The sequence below is a fragment of the Streptomyces sp. NPDC096324 genome, assembly GCF_044763015.1.
Classification (GTDB): Bacteria; Actinomycetota; Actinomycetes; order Streptomycetales; family Streptomycetaceae; genus Streptomyces.
In genome coordinates this window covers 439,129-462,297 of sequence record NZ_JBIWFK010000007.1, presented here as the reverse complement: position 1 = coordinate 462,297, position 23,169 = coordinate 439,129, and the positions used below count along the sequence as shown (strand labels likewise).

The following is a 23,169-nucleotide window of genomic DNA, read 5'->3' as shown; positions in this document are numbered from 1 at the left end:
AAGTCCGCGTGCTCCTCGAGATATCCGTAGCCTCCGGCGCGATGCGAGTGACGCACCAACTGCACGCGTGACCGCATTGAATGCAATGGACGCACATCTCAGGTAACGAAGGGCCGAGGGTTTCATGCGGAAGCTTCACAAGGCCGCGCTCGTCGTGGCAGCGGCCAGCGGTTTGGCCGGCATCGGCGCCGGCGGCAGCTTTGCCGACTCACCGGAGGGGCGCATCGGTACCACCCCGGCGTCGGTTCCGGATCAGCAGGCCGCACCGATCGCGGCTCCCCAACCAGCCCCACAGGCCGCCCCGTCAGGACAGCAGCAGACCGGGTTCGCCTCGGCCTCGGCCTCGTCACAGGGAACGGCGCAGGCCTCCAGCTCGCAGAACCCGCAGCAGTTCGCGCAGTCCGCACCCGGACAGCCGGTGCAGGCCGCACCCGCGCAGTTCACCCAGGCCGCGCCCGCGCAGGCCGCACCGGCACAGGTCGTGCCGCAGGTGATGCCCCAGGTCATGCCCCAGGTGGCCCCACAGGTAGCGGTACCCCCGGTACTCGGCGCGGAGAACCCGATGATGGTCGCCCCCCAGGTGAACCCGCAGCTCAATCCTCAGGTGAACCCGCTCGTCAACCCGACGATCACCCCCACGAGCGCACCGGAGCTGGCTCCGGTCGCCCTCGGGCAGATCGCGGCCCCTCCCGTCGGACAGCTGGGACTTCCCCGACTCGGCTGACAGCCCGCCCCGCACATCCGCAGTACTGACTCATGGGTCAGATACCCGCACTTCCTCCAAGGAGCTTCACATGCGCACGCTGCACAAGGTCGTTCTTCTGAGCGCCATCCTCGGAAGTATCGGCTCCTTGGGTGCCACCAGCGCTTCCGCGTACGGCGATTCGGGCCACGACGGCGACAGCATCGACATCACGCAGGGCGTCGAGTGCCGCTCGCACGACATGAACATCGAGGTGCTCGGCAGCGTCGGCGCCCTCACCGGCGTGGCCGGCAACCTGCTGAACGGGGAAGGGGCCGCGGGCGCGCAGAAGAGCCACCTCGGTTCCGAGATGGGCTGCAACAGCAGGGCGCTCTGACCGACAGGCCCGGCGGCACCTCTGCATGGGACGGTACGGAGGCGGTGTGGACGCGTGAAGCGTTCGCGCCGCCTCCGTGCGTTCGGGCCGCCGCCGACAGCTCGCCCGGCCCCACCGAACACGTCGTTCGATGGGGCCGCACGGGCAGGCAGGTCAGCGAGTCGGACGGAAGCGCCGGTACAGGACCGCACCCGCGAGGACGGACACGGCGCCGCCGGCGAGGGCCGGGCCGGCCAGATCCGCTCCTGTGCGGGCCAGCGTGGACGTCGCCGCGTCCGGGGTGTCCGGAACGGCCTGATGCCGGGGGGCCTGGGGTCGCGACGCCGGGGGCGTCGCGACCGAGGGCTCGGGGGCCGGAGTTGTCCGGTCGACGTGCGGGTGAGCGTGCTCACCGCCGTTGACCGAGTGGTTGCCGATCGCCGGGTTGCCCACGCCGACCGCGTTGACGCTGTTCCCGGAGACGTTCACCGGCAGATCGATCGGGAGCTGCACACCGTTGCCCGAGATCAGCCCGGGCGAGTCCGTGACGCGGCTGTCCGCCGAGGCTCCGCCCGACGTGTCCGATCCGCCGTCGGACTCCGCACGGCCGGCCTCGGCCGTGTCCTTGTTCTCGCACACGTTGCCCACGGCCGGGTTGAGCAGCCCCACGACGTCCACCGTGTTGCCGCACAGGTTCACCGCCGCGGACAACGGAACCTGGAGGGTGTTCCCGGAGAGCACGCCGGGCGAACCGGCCGCCGTGGCATCGGCGTCGGCACCGCCGGCCGCGAAGACGGCGGACGTGGGAAGGGCCACGGCCATCGCGCCGGACGCGGTGGCAACGGCGAGCACACGGTTTCGGGTGGCGCGTCTCATGGATCCATACCTCCTGGGCATCACCGCGGGCACTCACCCGCACATCTGCAAACGCCGAAACGGCAACCGGGTTATGGCGTACCGCCCTTCCAGGTTTCCGCACTGGCCCAAAAGGGATGGGTCGCTTCACCGTTCGACGTGCCACACCTTCTGCTGATTTGCAGGCGAAACGGCAGACGGCGCTCGCACGCGACTCCACGGTGATCAGGCCTGAGTTTTCCGACGAGGAGACGCCACCGTGCGAATTTCTGACATTCAGCGCTGCGAGGTCCGGCCTGGGCGGCTTGTGGAGTGGGGGTTCAGCCCCGCGACCATCGCGGCCGCGACGGTGCTGCCGACGGATCCGCGGCCGCCGGCGTACATCCAGGAGTCCCACATCAGAACGGCGCGGTCGGTGCGCGAGGGGGGCCTGTTCGTGCCGACCTGGCTCGGTGCGGCTTTCGACCTGCCCGGCCAGGTGGACCTCGACATGCTGGAACAGGCCTTGCGCGGCTGGACCCTGCGCCACGAGACGCTGCGCAGCGGGTTCAGGTGGGTGGGCGACGAGATGCACCGGTTCACTCTCGACCCGGACGATGTCACGCTCCATCGCGAAGTGGTGGGCGACTTCACCGACGCGGACCTGCTGGCCGGGCATCTGCAAGACCGTTTCGACGAAGCGGCGGACGCTCTCGACTGGCCCAATCTCCTCTACGCGGCGGTCGTCCGCGAGGACTCCACCAGCGTGTACCTGGCGTTCGACCACACCAACGTCGACGCCTACTCGCTGCAGCGCATCCCGTACGAGGTGCGGGAGTTGTACTCGGCGCAGGTGGCGGGGCAGCCCCTCACCGCCACACCGGTCGCGAGCTATGTGGACTTCTGCGAGCAGGAACGGGCGAACGCGAACGCCATCGACGACACACACGCGATCGTCGCGCGCTGGCGGGAGTTCATCGGCCGGTGCGACGGAAGGCTTCCGGAGTTCCCCGTCGATCTGGGCCTGCGGCCCGGCGACGCGCTGCCCGTCCAGAAGCTCATGCGTGAGCCGCTCGTCGACGCGGACGCGGCCGCGGCGTTCGAGGCGTACTGCCGGCCCTACGGCGGCAGCCTGGTGGGCGTCCTGGCCGCGACCAGTCTGATCGTCCACGAACTGGGTGGGCGACCGGTCTACCGCACGGTCGTGCCGTTCCACACCCGGCTGAAGTCCGCGTGGTCGGACTCCGTGGGCTGGTACGTCGGCGGCGCGCCGATCGAAGTGCCCGCGGCACGGGACTTCGACGCAGCGCTCGCCTCGGTCCGGGCCCAGTTGCACGCCAATCGGTCACTGGCGCGCATTCCTCTGGCCCGGGTGCTGCGCCTCCTGGGCGAGGACTTCCGCCCCACGTCACCCGACTTGTACTCGATCGTCTCGTACGTGGACGCCCGTCTCATTCCCGGTTCGGCGGGCTGGAGCGAACAGAAGGCGTACGGACTGCTCCGTGTGTCGTACGGCGATCAGGTGTGCGCCTGGGTCAACCGGCTGCCCGAGGGGCTGTGGATCGCGTGCCGCCACCCGGACACCGACATCGCCTCCAAGAACGTACGCCTCTATACCGAGAAGCTCCGAGAGCTGATCGTCTCGGTTCGTCCCGCGGCCCTTGCGACCGCCGGGGCGGTCACGCGGTGATGGCCGTGCGTACCGCCCGTATCAGGGACTGGGCCCGTGGGTCCGCCGTCACGCTCTTGCGGAAGCCGTTGGTGACGTAGCCGAAGGCGATGCCGGACTCGGGGTCGGCGAAGCCGAGGGCGCCGCCGCGGCCGGGGTGGCCGAAGGAGCCCGGGGAGAGCAGCGGCGACGCTCCGCCGTGAAGCATGTAGCCGAGGCCGAAGCGGGTGGTGACGACGAGGACCCGGTCGGGTCCCGCGGACTGTTCCGAGCGCGCGGCCGACAGCGTCTGCGGGGTGAACAGCCGGACGCCGTCCACCTCCCCGATCAGCGCGGCGTAGAAGCGGGCGAGGCCGTCCGCGGTGGCGATGCCGTTCGAGGCGGGCAGGGCGGCGGCGCGGTAGGCGGGATCGTTCTCGTCGGGCATCGGGGTGATCGCGGCGAAGGCGCGGCGGGTGAGACTGCCCGGGTCGGCGTAGGCCTCGGAGACGGCCCGCTTGGGGCGCGTCCTGAGGCCGCCCGGCGTGGCCGGCGCCTCGGTCTGCGCGACCCGGCCCACCCGTCCGGCCACCGCCTCCGGAAGCCCGACCCACAGGTCGAGGTCCAGGGGCCGGGCCAGTTCCTCCGCGATCCAGCGCCCGATCGTGCGCCCGGTGACGCGCCGGACCAGCTCGCCGGTCAGCCAGCCGAAGGTCTGCGCGTGGTACCCGTGCTCGGCCCCGGGATCCCAGGCGGGCGTCTGGGCGGCCACGGCCGCGGCCGTGAGGTCGGGGTCGGCGGCCTCGGCGGGAGTGAGCGGGCGGTCGACGGCGGGGACCCCGGCCCGGTGCGCGAGCAGATGCCGTACGCGCGTGTGCTCCTTGCCCTGTGCCTTGTACTCGGGCCAGTGGGCGGCGACCGGGGCGTCCAGGTCGAGCTGTCCCCGCTGGGCGAGCAGCAGGAGTACGGCGGCGGCGACGCCCTTGGTCGCGGAGCGCACGATCTGCGCGGTGTCCCGCTCCCAGGGCTCGGTGCCGTCGACGTCACGGGTGCCGCCCCACAGGTCGACGACCTTGCGTCCGTCGCGGTACACGGTGACGGCGGCACCCCGGTCCCCCAGCGTCGCGAAGTTGGCCGCGAACGCCTCCCTGACCGGTTCGAAGCCCTCCGCCACTGTGCCGTTCACGTCCACGCCCGCGCTCCCTGTCGCCTCACCTCTGCCGGTAATGAGTGCAACACGCGTCCGCGGCCTTCGATTCCTAGCCCAGCACGATCGTGACCTCGATGTTGCCGCGGGTGGCGTTCGAGTAGGGGCAGACCTCGTGGGCCGCGTCCACGAGCTTCGCCGCCACGTCCTCGTCGAGGACGGGGAGCGAGACGCTCAGGGCGACGGCGAGTCCGTAGCCGCGCTGTTTGTTGGGGCCGATGCCGACCTTGGCCGCGACGGTGGAGCCGGAGAGGTCGAGGCCGGCGCGGCGGCCGACCATGACCAGCGCGTTGTGGAAGCAGGCGCTGAATCCGGCCGCGAAGAGCTGCTCGGGGTTCGTGCCGTTGCCGTCGCCGCCCAGTGCCGGCGGCATCGCCACCTTCAGTTCGAGGTGCCCGTCCTGACTGGTCACATGGCCGTTGCGGCCGCCGTGCGCGGTCGCCTCGGCGACATACATGATCTTCGTCGGACGGGTGTCGACAACGGCGCCGTCGATCACGGCAGGACCTCCCCCGGAGTGGGCAACACAGGCTCACACAGGCGCATCGCGCACAAATGCATCGTGCACAAGGTACCGGTCGGTATGGAGCTCGGGAAGCCTCGGGTGGCAACGAACTGTCAGCGCCCGCGCGCCGCCGCGCCCTCCGCGCGTTCGGCCAGTCGCCGCAGCTCGTCGCGCAGGCGCGCGACGTCGCCCTCGCTCAGCCCGGTCGCCGTGAGCAGCGCCTGCGGCACGTCCTCCGCGCGCTCCCTGAGCAGTTCGCCGCGCCCGGTGAGGGCGACACGCACCGAGCGTTCGTCGTGCGCCGAGCGTTCACGGCGTACGAACCCCGCCGACTCCAGCCGCTTGAGCAGCGGCGACATCGTGCCGTAGTCGAGGTGCAGGGCGGCGCCCAGCTCCTTGACCGTGGTCTCGCCGCGCTCCCACAGGACCAGCAGGACGAGGTACTGCGGGTAGGTGAGGCCGAGCTCGTCCAGCAGCGGGCGGTACGCCGCTGTCACGGCCCGCTGGGCGGCGTACAGGGCGAAGCACAACTGGTCGTCGAGCAGCAGCGACCCGGCCGGCGGCCCGACGTCCTCTTGTTTCGTCACGCCCCCATTGTCACGGAGCGCGGGTCGAACCCGAAGGGAAGCTCCAGACGATGGGTGCGCATGAGCTCGTCGTCGGACAGGACCTCACCGGTCGCGCCGTCGGCGACGATCACGCCGTCGCTGAGGACGAGGGAGCGGGGGCACAGTTCGAGGGCGTACGGCAGGTCGTGGGTGACCATGAGAACCGTGACGTCCAACGAGCGCAGGATGTCGGCGAGTTCACGCCGGGAGGCGGGATCGAGGTTGGAGGAGGGCTCGTCGAGGACGAGGATCTCCGGCTCCATCGCCAGCACCGTCGCGACGGCGACCCGGCGCCGCTGCCCGAAGGACAGGTGGTGCGGCGGGCGGTCGGCGAAGGCCTCCATGCCGACGCTCTCCAGCGCCGTGCGGACGCGTTCCTCCAGCTCGGCGCCCTTCATGCCCGCGGCGGCCGGTCCGAAGGCGACGTCCTCGCGCACGGTCGGCATGAAGAGCTGGTCGTCCGGGTCCTGGAAGACGATGCCGACCCTGCGCCGGATCTCCGCCATGTTCCGCTTGCCGACCGGGAGTCCGGCGACCGTCACCGTTCCGGCGCCGCCGGTCAGGATGCCGTTGAGGTGCAGGACGAGGGTGGTCTTGCCGGCGCCGTTGGGGCCGAGCAGGGCGACGCGCTCGCCGCGTCCGATCCGGAAGTCCACGCCGAACAGGGCCTGGTGCCCGTCCGGGTAGGCGAAGGCGAGGCCGGAGACCTCCAGGGAAGTTGCGGCAGGCGTCACAGGGTCCATCCCAACAGGCATACGACGAGGGCGGCGGACGGAAGGGCGAGGGCGTACGACCACTGCGCCCGGGACGCGGTCACCTCGTCGATGACGGGCATGGAACCGGCGTACCCCCGGCTCACCATGGCCAGGTGCACGCGTTCCCCGCGTTCGTAGGAGCGGATGAACAGCGCGCCCGCCGATTTCGCGAGCACTCCCCAGTGCCGCACTCCGCTCGCCTCGAAGCCGCGCGACTCCCGCGCGATCCGCATGCGCCGCATCTCGTCGGTGATGACGTCGCCGTAGCGGATCATGAAGGAGGCGATCTGCACGAGGAGCGGCGGGAGCTTCAGCCGTTGCAGGCCGAGGAGCAGTTCGCGCAGTCCGGTCGTGGAGGCCAGCAGGACGGAGGCGGCGACGCCGAGGGTGCCCTTGGCGAGGACGTTCCAGGCGCCCCACAGGCCGTTGACGCTCAGGGACAGGCCCAGTACGTCCACCCGGTCGCCCTCCGCAACGAACGGCATGAGCACCGCGAACGCGACGAACGGGATCTCGATCAGCAGCCGCCGCAGCAGGACCCCCGCCGGTACGCGGGCCCGGTGGGCGACGATCGCGAGCAGCACGGCGTACAGCGCGAACGCCCACATCGCCTCGCGCGGGGTGGAGACGACCACGACCACGAAGGCGAGGGTGGCGGCGAGCTTGGTGTGCGGCGGCAGGGCGTGCACGGGCGAGTCCGCGTGCCGGTACAGCTTGTGCGCGTGTCCTGCCCCCACCTCAGACGCCTTCCGGGACGGAGGCGGGCGAGGTGTCGGCCGGGCGCCGCCTGCGGGCCGCCCAGAAGACACCGCTGCCCGCGACGACGGTGACGCCGACGCCGATCACCCCGGCGAGACCGCCGGAGAGGCGGGCGTCGGAGACGTCCTTGACGCCGTATCCGGCGAGCGGCGAGCCGTCCGAGGCATGGGCCTCGGCCTTCGCGTCGATGCCCTTGTCCTTGGCGACCTTCTCCAGGCCGTCGGGGCTCGCGGAGGCGTAGAAGCTGACGAACCCGGCGAGGACGAGGGAGGTGACCAGGCCGGTGATCCACACCTTCCGGTGCGAGGAGCCGGCCGCGACGGGGGCGGTCGAGGGCGTGTCGACGAGTTCCCCGTTCACCCGCAGCTTGAGGCGCCGCTGGAGGCCGCGGGCGCCGTACACGAGGTCGGGCCGCACGGCGATGACGGCGCCGACGGTGAGCGCCGTGATCACCGCCTCGCCGATGCCGATGAGGACGTGGACGCCGACCATGGCCGTGGCGACCTTGGAGAGCGCGATGTCGGTGGTGCCGCCGATCGCGTAGATGAGGGTGAAGGCGACGGCGGCGGCCGGGACGGAGAGCAGCGCGGCGACGAAGGAGGCGACGGTGACCGAGCGCCGCGTGCGGGGCAGCACCTTCACCAGGCCGCGGAAGACGGCGTACGCGACGACCGTGGTGACGATCGCCATGTCGGTGATGTTCACGCCGAGCGCGGTGAGCCCGCCGTCGGCGAAGAGGATGCCCTGCATGAGCAGGACCACGGAGACGCACAGGACGCCCGTGAAGGGTCCGACGAGGATCGCGGCCAGGGCGCCGCCGAGCAGATGTCCGCTGGTCCCGGCGGCGACCGGGAAGTTCAGCATCTGCACGGCGAAGATGAACGCGGCGACGAGGCCGGCGAGCGGCGCGGTCCGTTCGTCGAGTTCACGGCGGGCACCCCGCAGGCTCACGGCGACGGCGCCTGCGGCGACCACGCCGGTGACCGCGGAGACCGGGGCATTGATGAATCCGTCAGGTACGTGCACCGTCCGATGATAGTGCCTTGTTGCGAATGACTTGCAAGAGCGCGGACACGCGAACAACATGCGACAGGCAGGCGTACGGGAGCAGTTCGCCGGCAGGGGGCGGGCGCGCGGGAACGGTTCACCGGCACCGAAAGCCCGGCCGCCCGGGGCGGATGTGGCCCGCGCACACATGTAAGCGCGACGAGTGGGCAGGCGTCCCCTGAGGGAGGGTCACGGACAGCCGGAGAGCGGTTTCCGCGAGATGTGCGACATTGGAAGGGTGACGGAATTCACATCTTCCACATAGGTGACGCAGCGTAAGGAGTCGGTTCATGCACGCCGTCGAACAGTACGCCCGTGCTCATATCGTGACGGACACCGCCGACTCCCTCGATGACGAACACCGGGCCGTCCCGGTGGCCCTGCGGTACGACCCGGAGGCGGATCCCGGCCGGGTGTGCGTCACACTGCCCGGCCCGCACGAGTGGACGTTCGAACGCGACCTCCTGGAGCGGGGTCTGCGTGTCCCCGTCGACAGCGGCGAGGTCCGCATCTGGCCGTGCGGCCGCGTCCAGGCCGTCCTGGAGTTCCACTCGGAGCACGGGGTGGCGGTCGTCCAGCTCGACACGAAGGCGCTCATGCGGTTCCTCCGCCGTACGTACATGGCCGCCACGCCCGTGGCGCACTAGAGGAACGGCCCGTACGGGAGAGACCTCGCCGAGGCGTCGGCGAGGTCTCTCCCGTGAACGGTCCGGCCGCGGGGGCCCCGGGGTCGGACCGCGGGAGCCGAGGGTCAGACGCCGACCAGCTTGCGGTCGTGGTCCCCGTCGCGCGGCTTCTCCTCGAGCGCCCGCAGGCCCTCGCCCTCGACATCGACGTTCGGCAGCACGCGGTCCAGCCACTTCGGCAGCCACCAGGCCCGCTTGCCGAGCAGCGCGAGCACCGCGGGGACGAGTGCCATCCGGACGATGAACGCGTCGAAGAAGACGGCGATGGCGAGACCGAAGCCGATCATCTTGATCATCGACTCGCTGGAGCCGATGAACCCGGAGAACACGGCGATCATGATGACGGCGGCGGCCGTGACGACCCGCGCGCCGTGCTTGAACCCGGTGACGATCGCCTGGCCGGGCTTCTCACCGTGGACGAAGGCCTCCCGCATGCGCGTCACGAGGAACACCTCGTAGTCCATGGCGAGACCGAAGACCACGCCCACCATGAAGATCGGCATCATCGACATGATCGGGCCGGTCTCCTCGACGCCCATCAGGCTGGACAGCCACCCCCACTGGAACACCGCGACGACCGCGCCGAGGGCCGCCATCACGCTGAGCAGGAAGCCGAGGGCCGCCTTCAGCGGAACGAGGATCGAGCGGAACACCACGATCAGCAGCAGGAAGGCGAGACCGACCACGAGCGCGAGATACGGGATCAGCGCGTCGTTCAGCTTCTGCGAGAAGTCGATGTTCATGGCCGTGGAGCCGGTGACGAGCACGGTCGCGTCCGTCTCGGCCTTGATGTCGGCACCCGTGCCGCGAATCTTGTGGACCAGGTCCTCGGTCGTGACGGAGGACGGCTTCGAGTCGGCGATCACCGTGATCATCGCGGTGTCCCCGGCCTTGTTGGGGGCCGCCGGGCTCACGCTCACGACACCCTTGAGGTCCTTGATCTCGTCGTGCACGGTGCTGAACACCGTCTTGGGCGCGTCGCTCGCCTTCGCGTCGACGACGACCATCAGCGGACCGTTGAAGCCGGGCCCGAAGCCCTCGGAGAGCAGGTCGTAGGCGCGGCGCTGGGTGGTGGACACCGGCTGCGAGCCGTCGTCGGGCAGGCCGAGCTGGAGCGAGGCAGCCGGAACCGCGGCGGCGCCGAGGCCGACCACGCCGAGCAGCAGCACCGCGAGCGGGCGGCGGACGACGAAGCTCGCCCAGCGCGTGCCCATGTTGGGCTTGCCCTGCTTCTTGGCGGCACGGCCGCCGCCCAGCAGCTTGCTCTTCTGGCCGGCCGGCTGGACCCTGCGGCCCGCGTAGCCGAGCAGCGCGGGGATCATGGTCAGGGCGATGAGGACGGCGACGGCGACCGTGCCCGCCGCGGCGACACCCATCTTCGTGAGCATCGGGATGTTGACGACCGACAGTCCGACCAGCGCGATCACGACGGTCAGTCCGGCGAAGACCACGGCCGAACCCGCCGTGCCGACGGCCCGTCCGGCCGCTTCCTCGCGTTCGCGGCCCTCGGCCAGTTCGGCCCGGTAGCGGGAGACGATGAAGAGGGCGTAGTCGATGCCGACCGCGAGGCCGATCATCATCGCGAGGGTGGAGGTGGTGGAGCCGAGGTCGAGCGCGCTGGCGAGCGCGGTGATCGTCGAGACGCCGATGCCGACGCCGATCAGCGCGGTCAGCAGCGGCAGTCCTGCGGCGATCAGGGAACCGAAGGTGATGACGAGGACGACCGCGGCGATCGCGATGCCGATGATCTCGCTGGAACCGGTCTCGGGCGTCGCCTGGAGCGCGTCACCGCCCACCTCGACGGTCAGTCCGGAGTGCCGCGCGTCCTCGGCGGCCGCCTTCAGGGCGTCCTTCGAGGCGTCCTTCAGCTCCATGCCGGAGACCTCGTACTTCACCGAGGCGTAGGCGACCGAGCCGTCCTTGCTCACGGCGCTGGTCTTGAACGGGTCGCTGACGGAGGTGACCTCGGAACCGGTGCCGAGCACCTTGACGGCATTCTCGACCGCCGCCTTGTTGTCCTTGTCCGCCATCTTCTCGCCGGCGGGCGCCTTGAAGACGACCCGCGCGGTCGCTCCGTCGGCGCTCATCCCGGGGAAGCGGCTCTCCAGCAGGTCGAAGGCCTTCTGCGCCTCGGTGCCCGGGATCGAGAAGGAGGACGATCCCGCGACGGGCGCGGAGGCGGCGCCGACACCCGCGAGGGTCAGCAGGGCCACCCATATCAGGGCGGCGAAATGCCGACGCCGGAAGGCGAGTCGGCCGAGTTTGTAGAGGAACGTGGCCACGAGGGCGTACTCCCGGTCAGGTCGTGGAAGGGCAGGGGCTGGTGTGATCACCCGTGTGGGGGCAGGGGGGATCAGCCCGACGACGTGAGCGGCGCGTCAGGTGCGACTGCAGTGATCTGCAGAAAGGGGGTGGTGCGGGGTCGGGTGCGGGACGTCAGGCGCCGAGAGCGGGGAGGACTACGGCGTCGACATACGAATGCAGGAAGGCCTGCGTCGGTGGGAGCTCGTCGATCATGGTGCGGGCGGCGAAGGCGCCGATGAGCATGTGCATCACGTACTCGATCGCCGGGTTGTCCGCACGGATCTCACCTCGGTCGACACCGCGCTGGAGGACCAGGCGCAGCTCTTCCATCTCCGGCTCGATCAGCCATTCCCGGAACGCCTTCAGCAGATCCGGATTCGAGTGCGCCGCCATGGCCAGGCCCCGCATCAGCGCGGAGTCCTGCTCCATCTGGCAGTCGTCCTGCCGGAGGGTCAGCGCGTGGAAGTCGCCCCGCAGGCTCCCGGTGTCCAGGTCGGAGAACTTCAGCGGCTTCTGGTGCCGCAGGGCTTTCACGACGAGTTCGGCCTTGCCGCCCCACTGGCGGTAGAGGGTGGCCTTGCTGGAACGGGTGCGGGCCGCGACGGCGTCCATCGTGAGGGCGTCGTAGCCGACCTCCCGAAGCAGGTCGAGCACGGCCCTGTACAGCTCGGCCTCACGCTCGGGCGTGATCCGACTGCGACGCGCCGTTGCGGCTTCAGCCATCCCACTCACCTCTCCCGCTTCGAACGACACGGATTCGTATGTCCCTGAAGATACCCCCCGACACCAGCGAAACGAAACCGTTTCGTACGTGTGCTGGGTCACGCCGGGGCGGGGCGCGTTCGTTCCTGAACGCGCCCCACGCACACCTCCCGTATCCCCGCCCGCGCCCACGTCCCACAACGCGCCCCCGGCGCCACGAGTTGCCGGGGCCACTCCAGCGGAAAAGCATGGGGAGGTGAGCGACGAGTACGAGAACGCGACCACGGACGAGAACTCCTCCGGCTACCTGCGCTTCCCGCACCTGAGCGGCGACCGGCTGTGCTTCGTCACCGAGGACGACCTGTGGCTGGCCCCGCTCGACGGCCGCGGACGCGCCTGGCGGCTCACCGTCGACCGGACGAAGGTCGGCCACCCCCGCTTCTCCCCCGACGGCCGGCGGATCGCGTACACGAGCTGGCGGAGCCTCGTCCCGGAGATCCACCTGGCGGCGGTGGACGGCGGACCCGGCCGCCGGCTCACCTACTGGGGCAGCGCCGACACCCAGGTGTGCGGCTGGTCCCCCGAGGGCGACATCCTCGCCGTCGCCTCGCACGGCCAGCCCTTCTCCTACTTCACCTGGGCCTACTCCGTGCCCACCGACGGCGACCCCGGCCGCAAACAGCCCTGGGGCCCGGTCTCGGACATCGGCGTCGCCGACATCGCGGGTGAGCGGAAGACCCTGCTGCTCACGGGCACCCCGCCGCACGAACCGGCCGCCTGGAAGCGCTACCGGGGCGGGGCCATGGGCCGTATCTGGCTGCACGGCAGACAGCTCGTCGCCGAACTCGGCGGCCATCTCGCCTGCCCGATGTTCGTCGACGGACGGATCGCGTTCCTCTCCGACCACGAGGGCGTCGGCAACCTCTACTCGTGCACGTACGAGGGCTCCGACCTGCGCCGCCACACCGATCACGACGCCTTCTACGCCCGCCACGCCTCCTCGGACGGCACCCGGATCGTCTACCAGTGCGCGGGCGATCTGTGGATCGTCGACAACCTCTCCCCCGAGTCGATGCCCCGCCGCCTCGACGTCCTGCTGGGCGGTCCGCGCGCCGGACGGCGTACGTACCCGGTGCCGGCCGCGCAGCACGTGGACAGCATCTCCGTGGACGAGACGGGCCGGGCCAGCGCCGTCGTCGTACGCGGCAGCCTGTACTGGCTCACCCATCGCGACGGGCCCGCGCGCACCATCACGGACACCCCGGGCGTACGGGTCCGGCTGCCGGAGATGCTCGGCTCGGGCGGCCAGGTCGCCTACGTCACCGACGCGGAGGGCGAGGACGCCGTCGAGATCGCCTACCTGCCGCGCGCGACCGGCGCCCGCGAGCCGCGCCGCCTCGCCTCCGGCCGGCTGGGGCGCGTACAGGAACTGGTGTCGGACCCGCAGGGCGAACGCCTCGCCATCGCCTCGAACGACGGTCGCCTGCTGCTGCTCGACGCCACGGAGGAACCGGGGGAGGGTGCCGAGCTGGGCGGGCTGGGGGAGCTCGACGAGGTCGATGGGACTGAAGGGGCCGAGGGGGTCGAGGAATCCGGGGAGGCTGATGAGGCCAAGGAAGGTGGGGAGGCTGAGGCGGCTGAAGGGTCGGTTGGGTCGAGCGGGGCTGCCGGGTCTGGCAGGTCCAGTGGGTCCGGCGAGTCCGGCGAGTCCGGCGAGTCCGGCGAGTCCGGCGAGTCCGGCGATGGCTCGCGGGCCGAGTCCGAGGACGCGACGGAAGCCGGGGACGGGACCGGGGCCGGAGCAGAGACAGGGGTCGGGGCAGGGGAAGCGACGGAAGCCGGGGACACGGACGGGAACGGGGCCCGGGTGGAATCCGGGGGTGCCCCGGCGAGCGGGGCGGGTGAGGTCACCGAGCTCATCCGGTCCATCAACGGGCCGGTGACGGACCTCGCCTTCTCACCGGACGGCGCCTGGCTGACCTGGTCGCATCCCGGGATCGGACGTTCCCTGCGACAGATCAAGATGGCCCGCATAAAGGACCGGCTCGTCGTCGACGTCACCAACGGCCGCTTCGAGGACGAGAATCCGGTGTTCACGCGCGACGGCCGCTACCTCGCCTTCCTGTCCTGGCGCGGCTTCGACCCTGTGTACGACGTGCACACCGGCGACCTGTCCTTCCCCCTCGGCTGCCGCCCCTACCTCGTCCCCCTGTCCTCCGCCACCCCTTCCCCGTTCGCGCTGAACCCCGACGGGCGGCCCGTCGCCGGGGGGCTCGACCCGGTCGAGGACGGGTCCGGCGACGGCACCGCGACGACCGTCGAGCTCGAAGGCCTGGAGAGCCGGGTGACGCCCTTCCCGGTCACCGCCTCCAAGTACTCGGCGCTGCACCCGGTCGCGGGCGGCGGCCTGGTCTGGCTGCGCTGGCCGATCTCCGGCGCGCTGGGCGAGACGTTCGCCAACCCCGACGACACGACCGGCCGGCCGACCCTGGAGTTCTTCAACATCACCAAGGCGAAGAAGTCCGAACTCGTCGACCACCTGGACTGGTTCGCCGTGAGCGGCGACGGCTCCCGGCTGGTCGTCGTCGACGAGGGAGACCTGCGCGCCGTCCCGTCCACCGAGTCCGGCGACAGCGACTCCACCGTCTGGATCGATCTGCGCCGCATCCTGCACGAGGTGAACCCGTGCGCCGAGTGGCGCCAGGCGTACGCGGAGGCGGGCCGCATCATCCGGGCCTACTACTGGGACCCGGACATGTGCGGCATCGACTGGGCCGCGATCCTGGAGCAGTACCGTCCCCTGGTCGAACGGGTCTCCTCCCCGGACGAGTTCGCGGACCTGCTGCGCGAGGTGCTCGGCGAACTGGGCACCTCACACGCGTACGTGAGTCCGGCGCGCCGCAACGAGGGCCCGCCCCACTACCAGCGCTGGCAGGGCCTGCTGGGCGCCAACTTCGTCTGCCGTGAAGGGAAATGGATGCTCAAGCGCATCCTGCCCGGCGACTCCTCCGACTCCAAGGCGCGTTCACCGCTGGCCGGTGCCGGCATCCGCGAGGGCGCGGTCCTCACCCACGTCGACGGACGCCCGGTGAACCCGGTCACCGGACCGTATCCGCTGCTCGCGGGCGCGGGCGGCACGACGGTGGAGCTGACCTTCACCCCGGCGGAGGGCGAGGGCCGCTCCCGCCGGGTGGCCGTGGTCCCGCTGATCGACGAACGCCCCCTGCGCTACCAGGACTGGGTGGCCAAACGACGCCAGGTGGTACGGGAGTTGAGCGGCGGCCACTGCGGCTATCTGCACATCCCGGACATGGGCGGCTCCGGCTGGGCCCAGTTCAACCGTGACCTGCGGATGGAGGTCTCGCGCCCGGCCCTCATCGTCGACGTGCGGGGCAACGCGGGCGGCCACATCAGCGAACTCGTCGTCGAGAAGCTGACCCGCACGATTCTCGGCTGGGACCTCACCCGTGACGCCCAGCCGGTGTCGTACGCCTCCAACGCCCCGCGCGGCCCGGTGGTGGCGCTGGCCGACGAGGCGACGTCGTCCGACGGCGACATGATCACCGCCGCCTTCAAACTGCTGAAGCTGGGCCCGGTCGTGGGGCAGCGCACCTGGGGCGGCGTCGTCGGCATGACCGGCCGCCACCGCCTCGGCGACGGCACGGTCATCACGGTGCCGATGAACGCCGCCTGGTTCGACGCGTACGGCTGGTCCGTCGAGAACCACGGCGTGGCACCGGACTTGGAGATCCTGCGCACCCCGCTCGACTGGGCGGAGGGCCGTCACGCCCAGTTGGACGACGCCATCCAGCTCTCCCTCGACCTGTTGCGCACCCACCCCGCGGCCTCGCCGCCGGACCACTCGGACGTGCCCGACCGGCGCCGGCCGAAGCTCCCCCCTAGACCGGACTGACCCGACACCGACCCGACACCGACCCGCCCGGGGCGGCGAACCGGCCCCCGGGTCAACCGAGTTGAATCGGTCCAACCCGGTGCAACCCGGTCCAGCCCGGTCCAACCCAGCCCAGCCCGGCCCAACCCGGCCCGTCCGGACACGAAAACCGGACACGAAGACCGGACACGGAATCCGGACCGGGCATGAAAACCGAACATGAAAGCCGGGCACGCGAACAGGGCGCCCTCCAAGAGGAGGGCGCCCCGTTCATTCAGGCCGAGCAGGCCTGGCAGGTGCTTCGATCAGACGTCGTAGTCCTGGTCGAAGCGGTCCTGGGCCTCCCGCTGAGCACGCTCCGGCTCCGGCTTCGCGCCTTCACGGCCGGCCGGGGCACGGCGGCTCGCCTCGTCCTGGCGGCCTTCGGGGTGGCGGCCTTCGGGGCGCGTCTTCGTCTTGGCCTGCTTGCCCTGCTGCTTCATCCGCTCGGCCTTGTCCTTGAACTGGTCCTGCATGCTCATGAGATTCACTCCTGTTGCGGGTGAGGGGTTCGGCCCTCGATCTCCCCCTGGGAGTGGGGGAGGTCCGGGCCTCGACCAGACTGACACGCAGGAACACAGCACGCATTTCGGTCAGTCACTCACCGTGAGACACGCCGGTGGGACGTGTTCCGGAGGCATCCCGGAAGCGCCGTGCGAGCCCTCGGCGGGCCGCCGGAACATCTCCGGAACGCCTCCGGGATGCCTCAGGGAGCCGTCGACTTCCGCTCCTGCTCGTCGGCCGCCCCGCCGGCCCCGACCAGCCCGGTCCGCACCGCGCCGAGGCGCGGTTCGAACCGCCGCATCTCGCGCTGTCCGACCGACCCGATGACACCGGGCAGGTACCCCCGGACGCCCTGCATCCCGCGCAGCCACCACTGCGCGTACACATGGCTGGAGCGGCGCTCGATGCCCGCCACGATCCGGTCGACGGCCGGCCCCAGCGGATAGGTCTTGTTGGACGGCCACGGCAGCCTTTGCCGCAACTCCCGCATCACGTCGTCCTGATCGGCTCCGCGCACCATGTCGGTGTCCGTCCAGGACAGATACCCGACACCGACACGGACGCCCTTGTGGCCGACCTCGGCGCGCAGACTGTGCGCGTACGCCTCCACACCGGACTTGGAGGCGCAGTAGGCCGACATCATGGGGGCTGGGGTCATCGCGGCCAGCGACGCGATCTGGAGCAGATAGCCACGGCTCGCCATCAGCGCCGGCAGGAACGCCCGCGCGGTGACGGCCGATCCGATCAGGTTCACCTCGATCACCCGCCGCCAGGCGACGGGGTCGGAGTCCACGAAGGGCCCGCCGCTCGCGACACCGGCGTTCGCGACGACGATGTCCACCTTCCCGAACCGCTGCTCGACCTCCCGGGCCACCCGCGCCATCGCCTCGTGGTCGGTGACGTCGGCGTACCAGTGGTCGCTCTCGCCGCGCAGCCGCTCGGAGACCGCCTTCAGCTCGTCGGCCTCCAGTCCGACCAGCGCGACCTTCGCCCCGCGCGCGGAGAGTTTGCGGGCGAGGAGTTCGCCGACACCGCGTGCGGCCCCCGTGACGACGGCGACCTGCCCTTCCAGGCTCACCTTGCTCATGCGCCCTCCTTGATCTCTACGGTCTCCGCGATTCCCGTGGTCTCCGCGATTCGCTCGGTCTGTTCGGCTCGCACGGTCTCCACGGCGTACGTGGCGACGAGTTCCCTGATCCGGGCGGTCACCAGTTCCGGCGCCTCCACCGGCGTCATGTGCCCGAGGCCCGGCAGTTCGGTGCTGCCGACACAGTTGGGCAGCGCCGCCACGAGGGCGCGGGCGTGCACGACCGGTGTCATCCGGTCCACGCTGCCCGCGATCACCGCGGTCGGCACCCTCAACTCCCGCACTCCCGCGTCGAGATCGAGGGTGGAGAGCACAGCCGACCAGGCGTGGCGCACACCCCGCGGACAGGCGTGCACGATCCGCGCGCAGGCCTCCACCATCGCGGGCGACGAACCGGGGCCCATGGTCGCGTACTTGAGGATCCGCCGGGCGACGGGCGTGACGGGCCCGAGTGGTGCGCGCGAGCCGAGCACGGCCCCGGTGAGACGCGTCCGGAGCCGCCCGGCGCGCCACGGCAGCACCCGCGACTCCTCCACGAGGCGCGTGCTCCCCGTGCTGCACAGCAGCGCCGCCGCCGCGTGCTCCTGGAACCGCGGCCGCGCCGAGGCCGCCATCAGCGTCATCCCGCCCATGGAGTGGCCCGCGAGCACGGCCTTCTCGCCCGGCGCGAGAGTGGCCGCGAGCACCGCCTCCAGGTCGTCGGCGAGCGCCTCGGTGCTGCACGCGTCACTCGCGGGACTGCGTCCGTGCCCGCGCTGGTCGTACGCGATGACGCGGTGGTCGGCGGCGAGGTCCCGGATCTGGGCCGCCCAGAAGGCGGTCGAGCAGGTCCAGCCGTGCGCGAGGACGACGGCGGGCGCGTCCTCGGGTCCGTGCACCTCGACGTGCAGCCGGGCGCCGTCCGCGGAGTGCGCGATCAGTTCCCGCGCCGGTACGGGGGGCGCGTACGCCCCTTGTGCCTCATGCGTCAGTCGGCTCACGCGCCTGCCTCCACCTTCTTGGTGCGGGTGCTCTTCCCGAGCGGCTCGGGCGTGGCCGCGGGCGTCTCCCCGGGTGCGGGTTCCGCCGCGCGCAGCACGTCGTACTCCCCCAGGTCGACGCGGCGCGTGGCGCCCCGGAACTCGGTCGTCGTGCCGGGCCACACGGTCGTGTTGACGCCATTGGCGTCCAGGTACCAACTCGTGCAGCCGCCCGTGTTCCACACCGTGCGCTTCATGCGTTCCTGGACCCGGTGGTTCCATGCGTCCACGGCGCCGGGGCGGGCGTCGAGCGCCACGCGGCCCCCGAGGACGCCCAGTTGCCGTACGAAGTCCGCCATGTAGTTGAGCTGGGACTCGATCATCAGGATCATCGAGGAGTTCCCGAGCCCGGTGTTCGGTCCGATGATCGTCATCCAGTTGGGGAAGCCGGCCGCGGTGGCGCCGCGCAGCGACTTCATGCCGTCCTTCCACGCCTCGGCCAGCGTCCTTCCGTCCGCCCCGACGACCCGGTCGGCGATCGGCATGTCGGTGACGTGGAAGCCGGTCCCGAACACGATCGCGTCGACGTCCGCCCTGGTGCCGTCGGCGGCGACCAGCGTGGAGCCGTCGATCTCGGCGAGCCCGGACGCCACCACGTCCACGTTGGGCCGGGTGAGCGCCGGATAGTAGGCGTTCGAGAGCAGGATCCGCTTGCAGCCGATCCGGTAGTCGGGCGTCAGCTTCGCGCGCAGCTCCGGGTCCTTGACGGCGCGTGAGATGTTCCGCTTGGCGAGCCGTTCGACCAGGCCGAGTTCGTCGGGCCGCTTGGTGAACGCCTGCACCTGGAGTTCCCGAATGCCCCACAGCAGTCCGCGACGGGCCTGCGCGGTGAAGGGAAGCCGCCGGTGCAGCCACCGCTCGGGGCCGCTGATGGCCCGGTCGACCCGGGGCATCACCCACGGCGGGGTGCGCTGGAACAGCGTCAGCCGGGCGACGTCCGGCTGGATCGCCGGCACGATCTGGATGGCGGAGGCGCCGGTGCCGATCATGGCCACGCGCTTGCCGCGCAGGTCGTAGTCGTGGTCCCAGCGGGCCGAGTGGAACACCTTGCCGGTGAAGGTGTCGATCCCCGGGACCGAGGGGATCTTGGGGTCGGAGAGTGGCCCGGTCGCGGACACCACGACGTCCGCGGTCAGGGTTCCGCTGCTGGTCTCGATGCGCCAGTGGAGCTTGTCCGTGTCCCAGGTCATCATCGTGACCTCGGAGTTGAACCGCAGGTGCGGCCGGAGCCCGAAGACGTCCGCCACGTGCTCCAGGTACGCGCGGATGTGCTCCTGCCCGGAGAAGGTGCGCGGCCATTCGGGGTTGGGCGCGAACGAGAACGAGTACAGGTGCGAGGGGACGTCGCAGGCGCACCCGGGATAGCTGTTGTCGCGCCAGGTGCCGCCGACGCCGCCGGCCCGTTCCAGGACCACGAAGTCGGTGATCCCTTCGCGTCGCAGCCGTACGGCGGCGCCCAGCCCCCCGAACCCGGACCCGATCACCGCCACCCGTACATGCTCGTGCTCGGTCATCCCGACGCCTCCCTGGCCCACGCGACCCTGCCAGTGAACACTGGCACAATCGGGAGGGTAGAGCAGCTTCGTACTCATGGGTAGGGGTCGCGACCGGGAAAGTTACCGGGGGTACGACGTAGGGTGCGGACGTGGCCGAGGGATCAGGAAAGCGCGGCGCGGAGACGCGGACAGGGGGCGCGGCGACGCGGAAGCCCGGCGAACGCCGGCCGGACGCGACGCCCGAAGCCCCGAAACCCGACCCGGGGCAGCCCACCGGCACCGCCCACCCCGCACGGGAACCCGGCACCGCCCGCCCCACACCTTCCGACGGCACCGCCCACCCCGCACCGGAACCCGGCCGCCGCGAGTACCGCATGGAGGAACTGGCCGAGAAGGCCGGCATCACCGTGCGCACGCTGCGCTTCTACCGGGAGCGCAAGCTCATACCGCCGCCCCGGCGCGAGGGCCGCATCGCCTGGTACGACGACACCCACCTGGCCCGGCTGCGCACCATCTCGGCGCTGCTGGAACGCGGTCACACCCTGAACGGCATCGCGGAACTGGCCGAGGCCTTCGACCACGGCCGTGACGTCGGCGAACTGCTCGGGCTCGGCGAGCCCAGCGAGGAGACCCCGGTCCGCCTCTCCCCCGAGGAACTGGCCGACGTGTTCGTGGGCCAGGCGACGGGCGAGAACCTCGCCGCGGCGCTCGACCTCGGCTATCTCGGCACGGACGGCGGCGAGATCGTGCACATCAGCCGCCGCCTCCTCGACGTCTCGGCCGCCCTGGTCCGCGAGGGCATACCGCTCGCGGACGTCCTGACGGCGGCCCGCCGTGTACGCGAGCACACCGAGGCCCTGGCCGAACTGTTCACCACCCTGGTCCTCACCGAGGACCGCACCCCCGACGACCTCCAACGCCTGCGCCCCCTGGCCAAGAGCGTGGTGGAAGCGGAACTGTCGATGGCCATGGACCGCCGGCTACGGAACCCCCGGGGCACGCGGGACCCCCGGCCCGAGGGCCGTGACGACGAGGCCGCTCAGAGGTCGTAGACCGCCGTGACCGGCGCGTGGTCGGACCAGCGCTCCCCGTGTGTCGCCGCGCGCTCCACGAACCCCTTGACCGCCTTGCCCGCGAGCCCCGGCGTGGCGACCTGAAGGTCGATCCTCCAACCTGAATCGTTGTCGAAGGCCCGCCCCCGGTAGGACCACCAGGTGTACGGACCCTCCGTGTCCGGGTGCAGGGCGCGTACGACGTCGACGTAGCCGCCGTCCTCCGCGTCGAGGACCCGGCCGAGCCACTCGCGCTCCTCCGGCAGGAAGCCGGAGTTCTTCCGGTTGGCGCGCCAGTTCTTGAGGTCGGCCTCCTGGTGGGCGATGTTCCAGTCGCCGCAGACGACGACCTCGCGCCCGTCGGCGGCGGCCCGCGCCCGAAGCTCCTTCAGGTGGGCCAGGAACTCGCCCATGAACCGGACCTTCTCGTCCTGCCGGTCGGTCCCGACCTCGCCCGAGGGCAGGTAGAGGCTCGCGACGGTGACACCGGGCAGGTCCGCCTCGACGTAGCGCCCGGTGGAGTCGAACTCCTCGGACCCGAAGCCGATCCGGACGCGGTCGGGCTCCCGGCGTGTGTAGAGGGACACACCCGCCCGGCCCTTGGCGGCGGCGGGGGCGTGCACGACGTGCCAGCCCTCGGGCGCGCGCACCTCCTCGGGAAGCTGCCCGGGCTCCGCCCGTACCTCCTGGAGGCACAGCACGTCCGCGGAGGTCCCCGCGAGCCACTCCACGAAACCCTTCTTCGCGGCGGCCCGGAGCCCGTTCACATTCACAGAGGTCACAGTCAGCACCCCGGCACGATACTTAATCCGTGCGGCCGTCCGGAACTCGATCTTTATCGGCGCGGCCGGCCTCGGGCATCACCCGCCCACCCCTTCACCTATCGCATAGATGTACGGTATTACGCATGAATTTCCGTCCGGTTCCTTTCGACCACCCCGACGCCATGAAGCTCAACGACCAGGTCCAGGCCGAATACGCCGTCCGCTACGGCGACGGCGGCGACGCCACGCATCTGGACCCGCGGATGTTCTCCCCGCCGGCCGGTCTGTATCTGATCGCGTACGACGAGAGGGACCGTCCGGTGGCCACGGGCGGCTGGCGCACCCAGGACGCGAACGACGAGGGCTACGCGGACGGGGACGCCGAGCTCAAGCGCATGTACGTGATCCCCGAGGCCCGCGGTCTCGGCCTCGCCCGGCGCATGCTGGCCGCCCTGGAGGAGGACGCCCGCACGGCGGGCCGCACCCGCATGGTCCTGGAGACCGGATCCAAGCAGCCCGAGGCGGTCGCCCTCTACGCGTCGAGCGGCTACGAGCCGTGCGCCAAGTTCGGCTACTACCGCTTCCACGAACTGAGCCTCTGCTACGCCAAGGCCCTCTAGACACCAGGGCGGTGTCCGTCCGGCGATACCCGGACCGGCCGCCGCCCTGGCATCCGCCCGCCCGCGGGGGCGCCGTCCGAAGGACCGCCAGCCCCGGGGCCACCGGCGGGAGTTGCCGCCGGTTTCCGGGCATGGCAAGAGGCCCGCTCCCACGGATGGGAACGGGCCTCTTTGCTGCGGTGGACCTGTGGGGATTTGAACCCCAGACCCCCTCGATGCGAACTATGGGCACGGCGGTCACTGAGGTCTGCTCGGCCGGTCAGACGGTCATGCGGGACTGCTGGCGGTTGGATCCGGTCGGGATGGTTGCTGTACCTCGCTGCTGTACAGCAACCATTTCGGCGGGGTTCCGACACTCCGCCGTTAGACCGCCGCGTTCAGTCGTCGTTGGCCTTCTCGATCGCGGACCGGAAGTCGTAGTTCGGCCTCGCCGCCTCGGCCATGAGGGACCGCACGTTGTTCCTCGACCGCACGGCCTCCGCCATGACGGACCGGAAGTCGTAGTTCGGCCTCGCCGCCTCGGCCATGAGGGACCGCACGTTGTTCCTCGACCGCACGGCCTCCGCCATGACGGACCGGAAGT

Annotated in this window: 22 protein-coding genes; 7 read left to right on the top strand and 15 right to left on the bottom strand. The window is 71.1% G+C overall.

The window, feature by feature from the left end; all coding sequences use genetic code 11:
* The first annotated feature begins 124 nt into the window (after window positions 1-124).
* Window positions 125-724, top strand: coding sequence for a hypothetical protein (locus tag ACIQ7M_RS21915; protein ID WP_389844233.1), 600 nt, complete (start codon window positions 125-127; stop codon window positions 722-724).
* A gap of 70 nt (window positions 725-794) precedes the next feature.
* Complete coding sequence (locus ACIQ7M_RS21910) at window positions 795-1,079, top strand: hypothetical protein (RefSeq protein WP_355761185.1); 285 nt, start codon at window positions 795-797, stop codon at window positions 1,077-1,079.
* A 153-nt stretch (window positions 1,080-1,232) separates the two neighbouring features.
* On the opposite strand, the gene ACIQ7M_RS21905 is transcribed toward ACIQ7M_RS21910, so the two are convergent.
* Entirely contained in the window at window positions 1,233-1,934 is a 702-nt protein-coding gene (locus tag ACIQ7M_RS21905; RefSeq protein ID WP_403646737.1) for a chaplin, read from the bottom strand.
* A 238-nt stretch (window positions 1,935-2,172) separates the two neighbouring features.
* Here ACIQ7M_RS21905 and ACIQ7M_RS21900 point away from each other — a divergent pair, with 238 nt between their 5' ends.
* Window positions 2,173-3,582, top strand: a complete 1,410-nt coding sequence (locus ACIQ7M_RS21900) for a condensation domain-containing protein (RefSeq protein WP_403646734.1) — start codon at window positions 2,173-2,175, stop codon at window positions 3,580-3,582.
* Here ACIQ7M_RS21900 and ACIQ7M_RS21895 read toward each other — a convergent pair.
* The 6 genes from ACIQ7M_RS21895 to ACIQ7M_RS21870 form a co-directional block, all read right to left on the bottom strand.
* Window positions 3,572-4,732: a serine hydrolase domain-containing protein gene (locus tag ACIQ7M_RS21895; RefSeq protein WP_403646731.1), complete on the bottom strand. Its 1,161-nt coding sequence runs from the start codon at window positions 4,730-4,732 to the stop codon at window positions 3,572-3,574. The two genes, ACIQ7M_RS21900 and ACIQ7M_RS21895, sit on opposite strands and share 11 nt — an antisense overlap.
* Before the next feature lie 67 nt (window positions 4,733-4,799).
* Window positions 4,800-5,204, bottom strand: coding sequence for an organic hydroperoxide resistance protein (locus ACIQ7M_RS21890; protein ID WP_355761262.1), 405 nt, complete (start codon window positions 5,202-5,204; stop codon window positions 4,800-4,802).
* 161 nt (window positions 5,205-5,365) lie between these two features.
* Window positions 5,366-5,839, bottom strand: a complete 474-nt coding sequence (locus tag ACIQ7M_RS21885; protein ID WP_355761196.1) for a MarR family transcriptional regulator — start codon at window positions 5,837-5,839, stop codon at window positions 5,366-5,368.
* Window positions 5,836-6,603 (bottom strand): ABC transporter ATP-binding protein, encoded by a 768-nt coding sequence (locus ACIQ7M_RS21880; RefSeq protein ID WP_355761199.1) that lies wholly within the window; start codon window positions 6,601-6,603, stop codon window positions 5,836-5,838. Before ACIQ7M_RS21880 ends, ACIQ7M_RS21885 begins: the two co-directional genes overlap by 4 nt.
* Window positions 6,591-7,352, bottom strand: coding sequence for a cobalt ECF transporter T component CbiQ (cbiQ, locus tag ACIQ7M_RS21875; RefSeq protein WP_403646727.1), 762 nt, complete (start codon window positions 7,350-7,352; stop codon window positions 6,591-6,593). The genes ACIQ7M_RS21880 and cbiQ overlap by 13 nt, the downstream gene beginning before the upstream one ends.
* Before the next feature lies 1 nt (window position 7,353).
* A complete protein-coding gene (locus ACIQ7M_RS21870) occupies window positions 7,354-8,400 on the bottom strand; it encodes an energy-coupling factor ABC transporter permease (RefSeq protein WP_403646724.1) in 1,047 nt (348 codons plus the stop codon).
* A 311-nt stretch (window positions 8,401-8,711) separates the two neighbouring features.
* On the opposite strand from ACIQ7M_RS21870, the gene ACIQ7M_RS21865 reads away from it, so the two are divergent.
* Window positions 8,712-9,068: an SsgA family sporulation/cell division regulator gene (locus tag ACIQ7M_RS21865; protein ID WP_355761208.1), complete on the top strand. Its 357-nt coding sequence runs from the start codon at window positions 8,712-8,714 to the stop codon at window positions 9,066-9,068.
* A 104-nt stretch (window positions 9,069-9,172) separates the two neighbouring features.
* On the opposite strand, the gene ACIQ7M_RS21860 is transcribed toward ACIQ7M_RS21865, so the two are convergent.
* Window positions 9,173-11,389 (bottom strand): MMPL family transporter, encoded by a 2,217-nt coding sequence (locus ACIQ7M_RS21860; protein ID WP_403646720.1) that lies wholly within the window; start codon window positions 11,387-11,389, stop codon window positions 9,173-9,175.
* A gap of 154 nt (window positions 11,390-11,543) precedes the next feature.
* Window positions 11,544-12,134: a TetR/AcrR family transcriptional regulator gene (locus tag ACIQ7M_RS21855; RefSeq protein ID WP_386978129.1), complete on the bottom strand. Its 591-nt coding sequence runs from the start codon at window positions 12,132-12,134 to the stop codon at window positions 11,544-11,546.
* Between the two features lie 235 nt (window positions 12,135-12,369).
* Between ACIQ7M_RS21855 and ACIQ7M_RS21850 the strand changes: the two genes are divergently transcribed.
* Window positions 12,370-16,026 (top strand): S41 family peptidase, encoded by a 3,657-nt coding sequence (locus tag ACIQ7M_RS21850; RefSeq protein WP_403646716.1) that lies wholly within the window; start codon window positions 12,370-12,372, stop codon window positions 16,024-16,026.
* A 284-nt stretch (window positions 16,027-16,310) separates the two neighbouring features.
* Here the strand turns inward: ACIQ7M_RS21850 and ACIQ7M_RS21845 are convergent, their stop codons facing one another.
* From ACIQ7M_RS21845 to ACIQ7M_RS21830, 4 genes are all read right to left on the bottom strand, one after another.
* Window positions 16,311-16,526: a hypothetical protein gene (locus tag ACIQ7M_RS21845; protein ID WP_355761220.1), complete on the bottom strand. Its 216-nt coding sequence runs from the start codon at window positions 16,524-16,526 to the stop codon at window positions 16,311-16,313.
* Window positions 16,527-16,750: 224 nt separating this feature from the next.
* The gene (locus ACIQ7M_RS21840) at window positions 16,751-17,635 is read right to left on the bottom strand and encodes an SDR family oxidoreductase (protein WP_386978123.1); all 885 of its coding nucleotides are present in this window, start codon (window positions 17,633-17,635) and stop codon (window positions 16,751-16,753) included.
* Window positions 17,632-18,615 carry an alpha/beta fold hydrolase gene (locus ACIQ7M_RS21835; protein WP_403646712.1) on the bottom strand — a complete coding sequence of 328 codons (984 nt, stop codon included), beginning with the start codon at window positions 18,613-18,615 and terminating at the stop codon, window positions 17,632-17,634. The genes ACIQ7M_RS21840 and ACIQ7M_RS21835 overlap by 4 nt, the downstream gene beginning before the upstream one ends.
* The gene (locus ACIQ7M_RS21830) at window positions 18,612-20,168 is read right to left on the bottom strand and encodes a flavin-containing monooxygenase (protein ID WP_403646709.1); all 1,557 of its coding nucleotides are present in this window, start codon (window positions 20,166-20,168) and stop codon (window positions 18,612-18,614) included. Before ACIQ7M_RS21830 ends, ACIQ7M_RS21835 begins: the two co-directional genes overlap by 4 nt.
* A 356-nt stretch (window positions 20,169-20,524) precedes the next feature.
* Between ACIQ7M_RS21830 and ACIQ7M_RS21825 the strand changes: the two genes are divergently transcribed.
* The gene (locus ACIQ7M_RS21825; protein WP_386978165.1) at window positions 20,525-21,202 is read left to right on the top strand and encodes a MerR family transcriptional regulator; all 678 of its coding nucleotides are present in this window, start codon (window positions 20,525-20,527) and stop codon (window positions 21,200-21,202) included.
* On the opposite strand, the gene ACIQ7M_RS21820 is transcribed toward ACIQ7M_RS21825, so the two are convergent.
* Window positions 21,190-21,993 carry an exodeoxyribonuclease III gene (locus tag ACIQ7M_RS21820; protein ID WP_403646706.1) on the bottom strand — a complete coding sequence of 268 codons (804 nt, stop codon included), beginning with the start codon at window positions 21,991-21,993 and terminating at the stop codon, window positions 21,190-21,192. The genes ACIQ7M_RS21825 and ACIQ7M_RS21820 overlap by 13 nt on opposite strands.
* Window positions 21,994-22,109: 116 nt before the next feature.
* On the opposite strand from ACIQ7M_RS21820, the gene ACIQ7M_RS21815 reads away from it, so the two are divergent.
* The gene (locus ACIQ7M_RS21815; RefSeq protein ID WP_389844272.1) at window positions 22,110-22,586 is read left to right on the top strand and encodes a GNAT family N-acetyltransferase; all 477 of its coding nucleotides are present in this window, start codon (window positions 22,110-22,112) and stop codon (window positions 22,584-22,586) included.
* 377 nt (window positions 22,587-22,963) lie between these two features.
* Here ACIQ7M_RS21815 and ACIQ7M_RS21810 read toward each other — a convergent pair.
* Window positions 22,964-23,169 (bottom strand): hypothetical protein (locus ACIQ7M_RS21810; protein ID WP_403646701.1); only part of this gene is annotated, 206 nt, incomplete at its 5' end.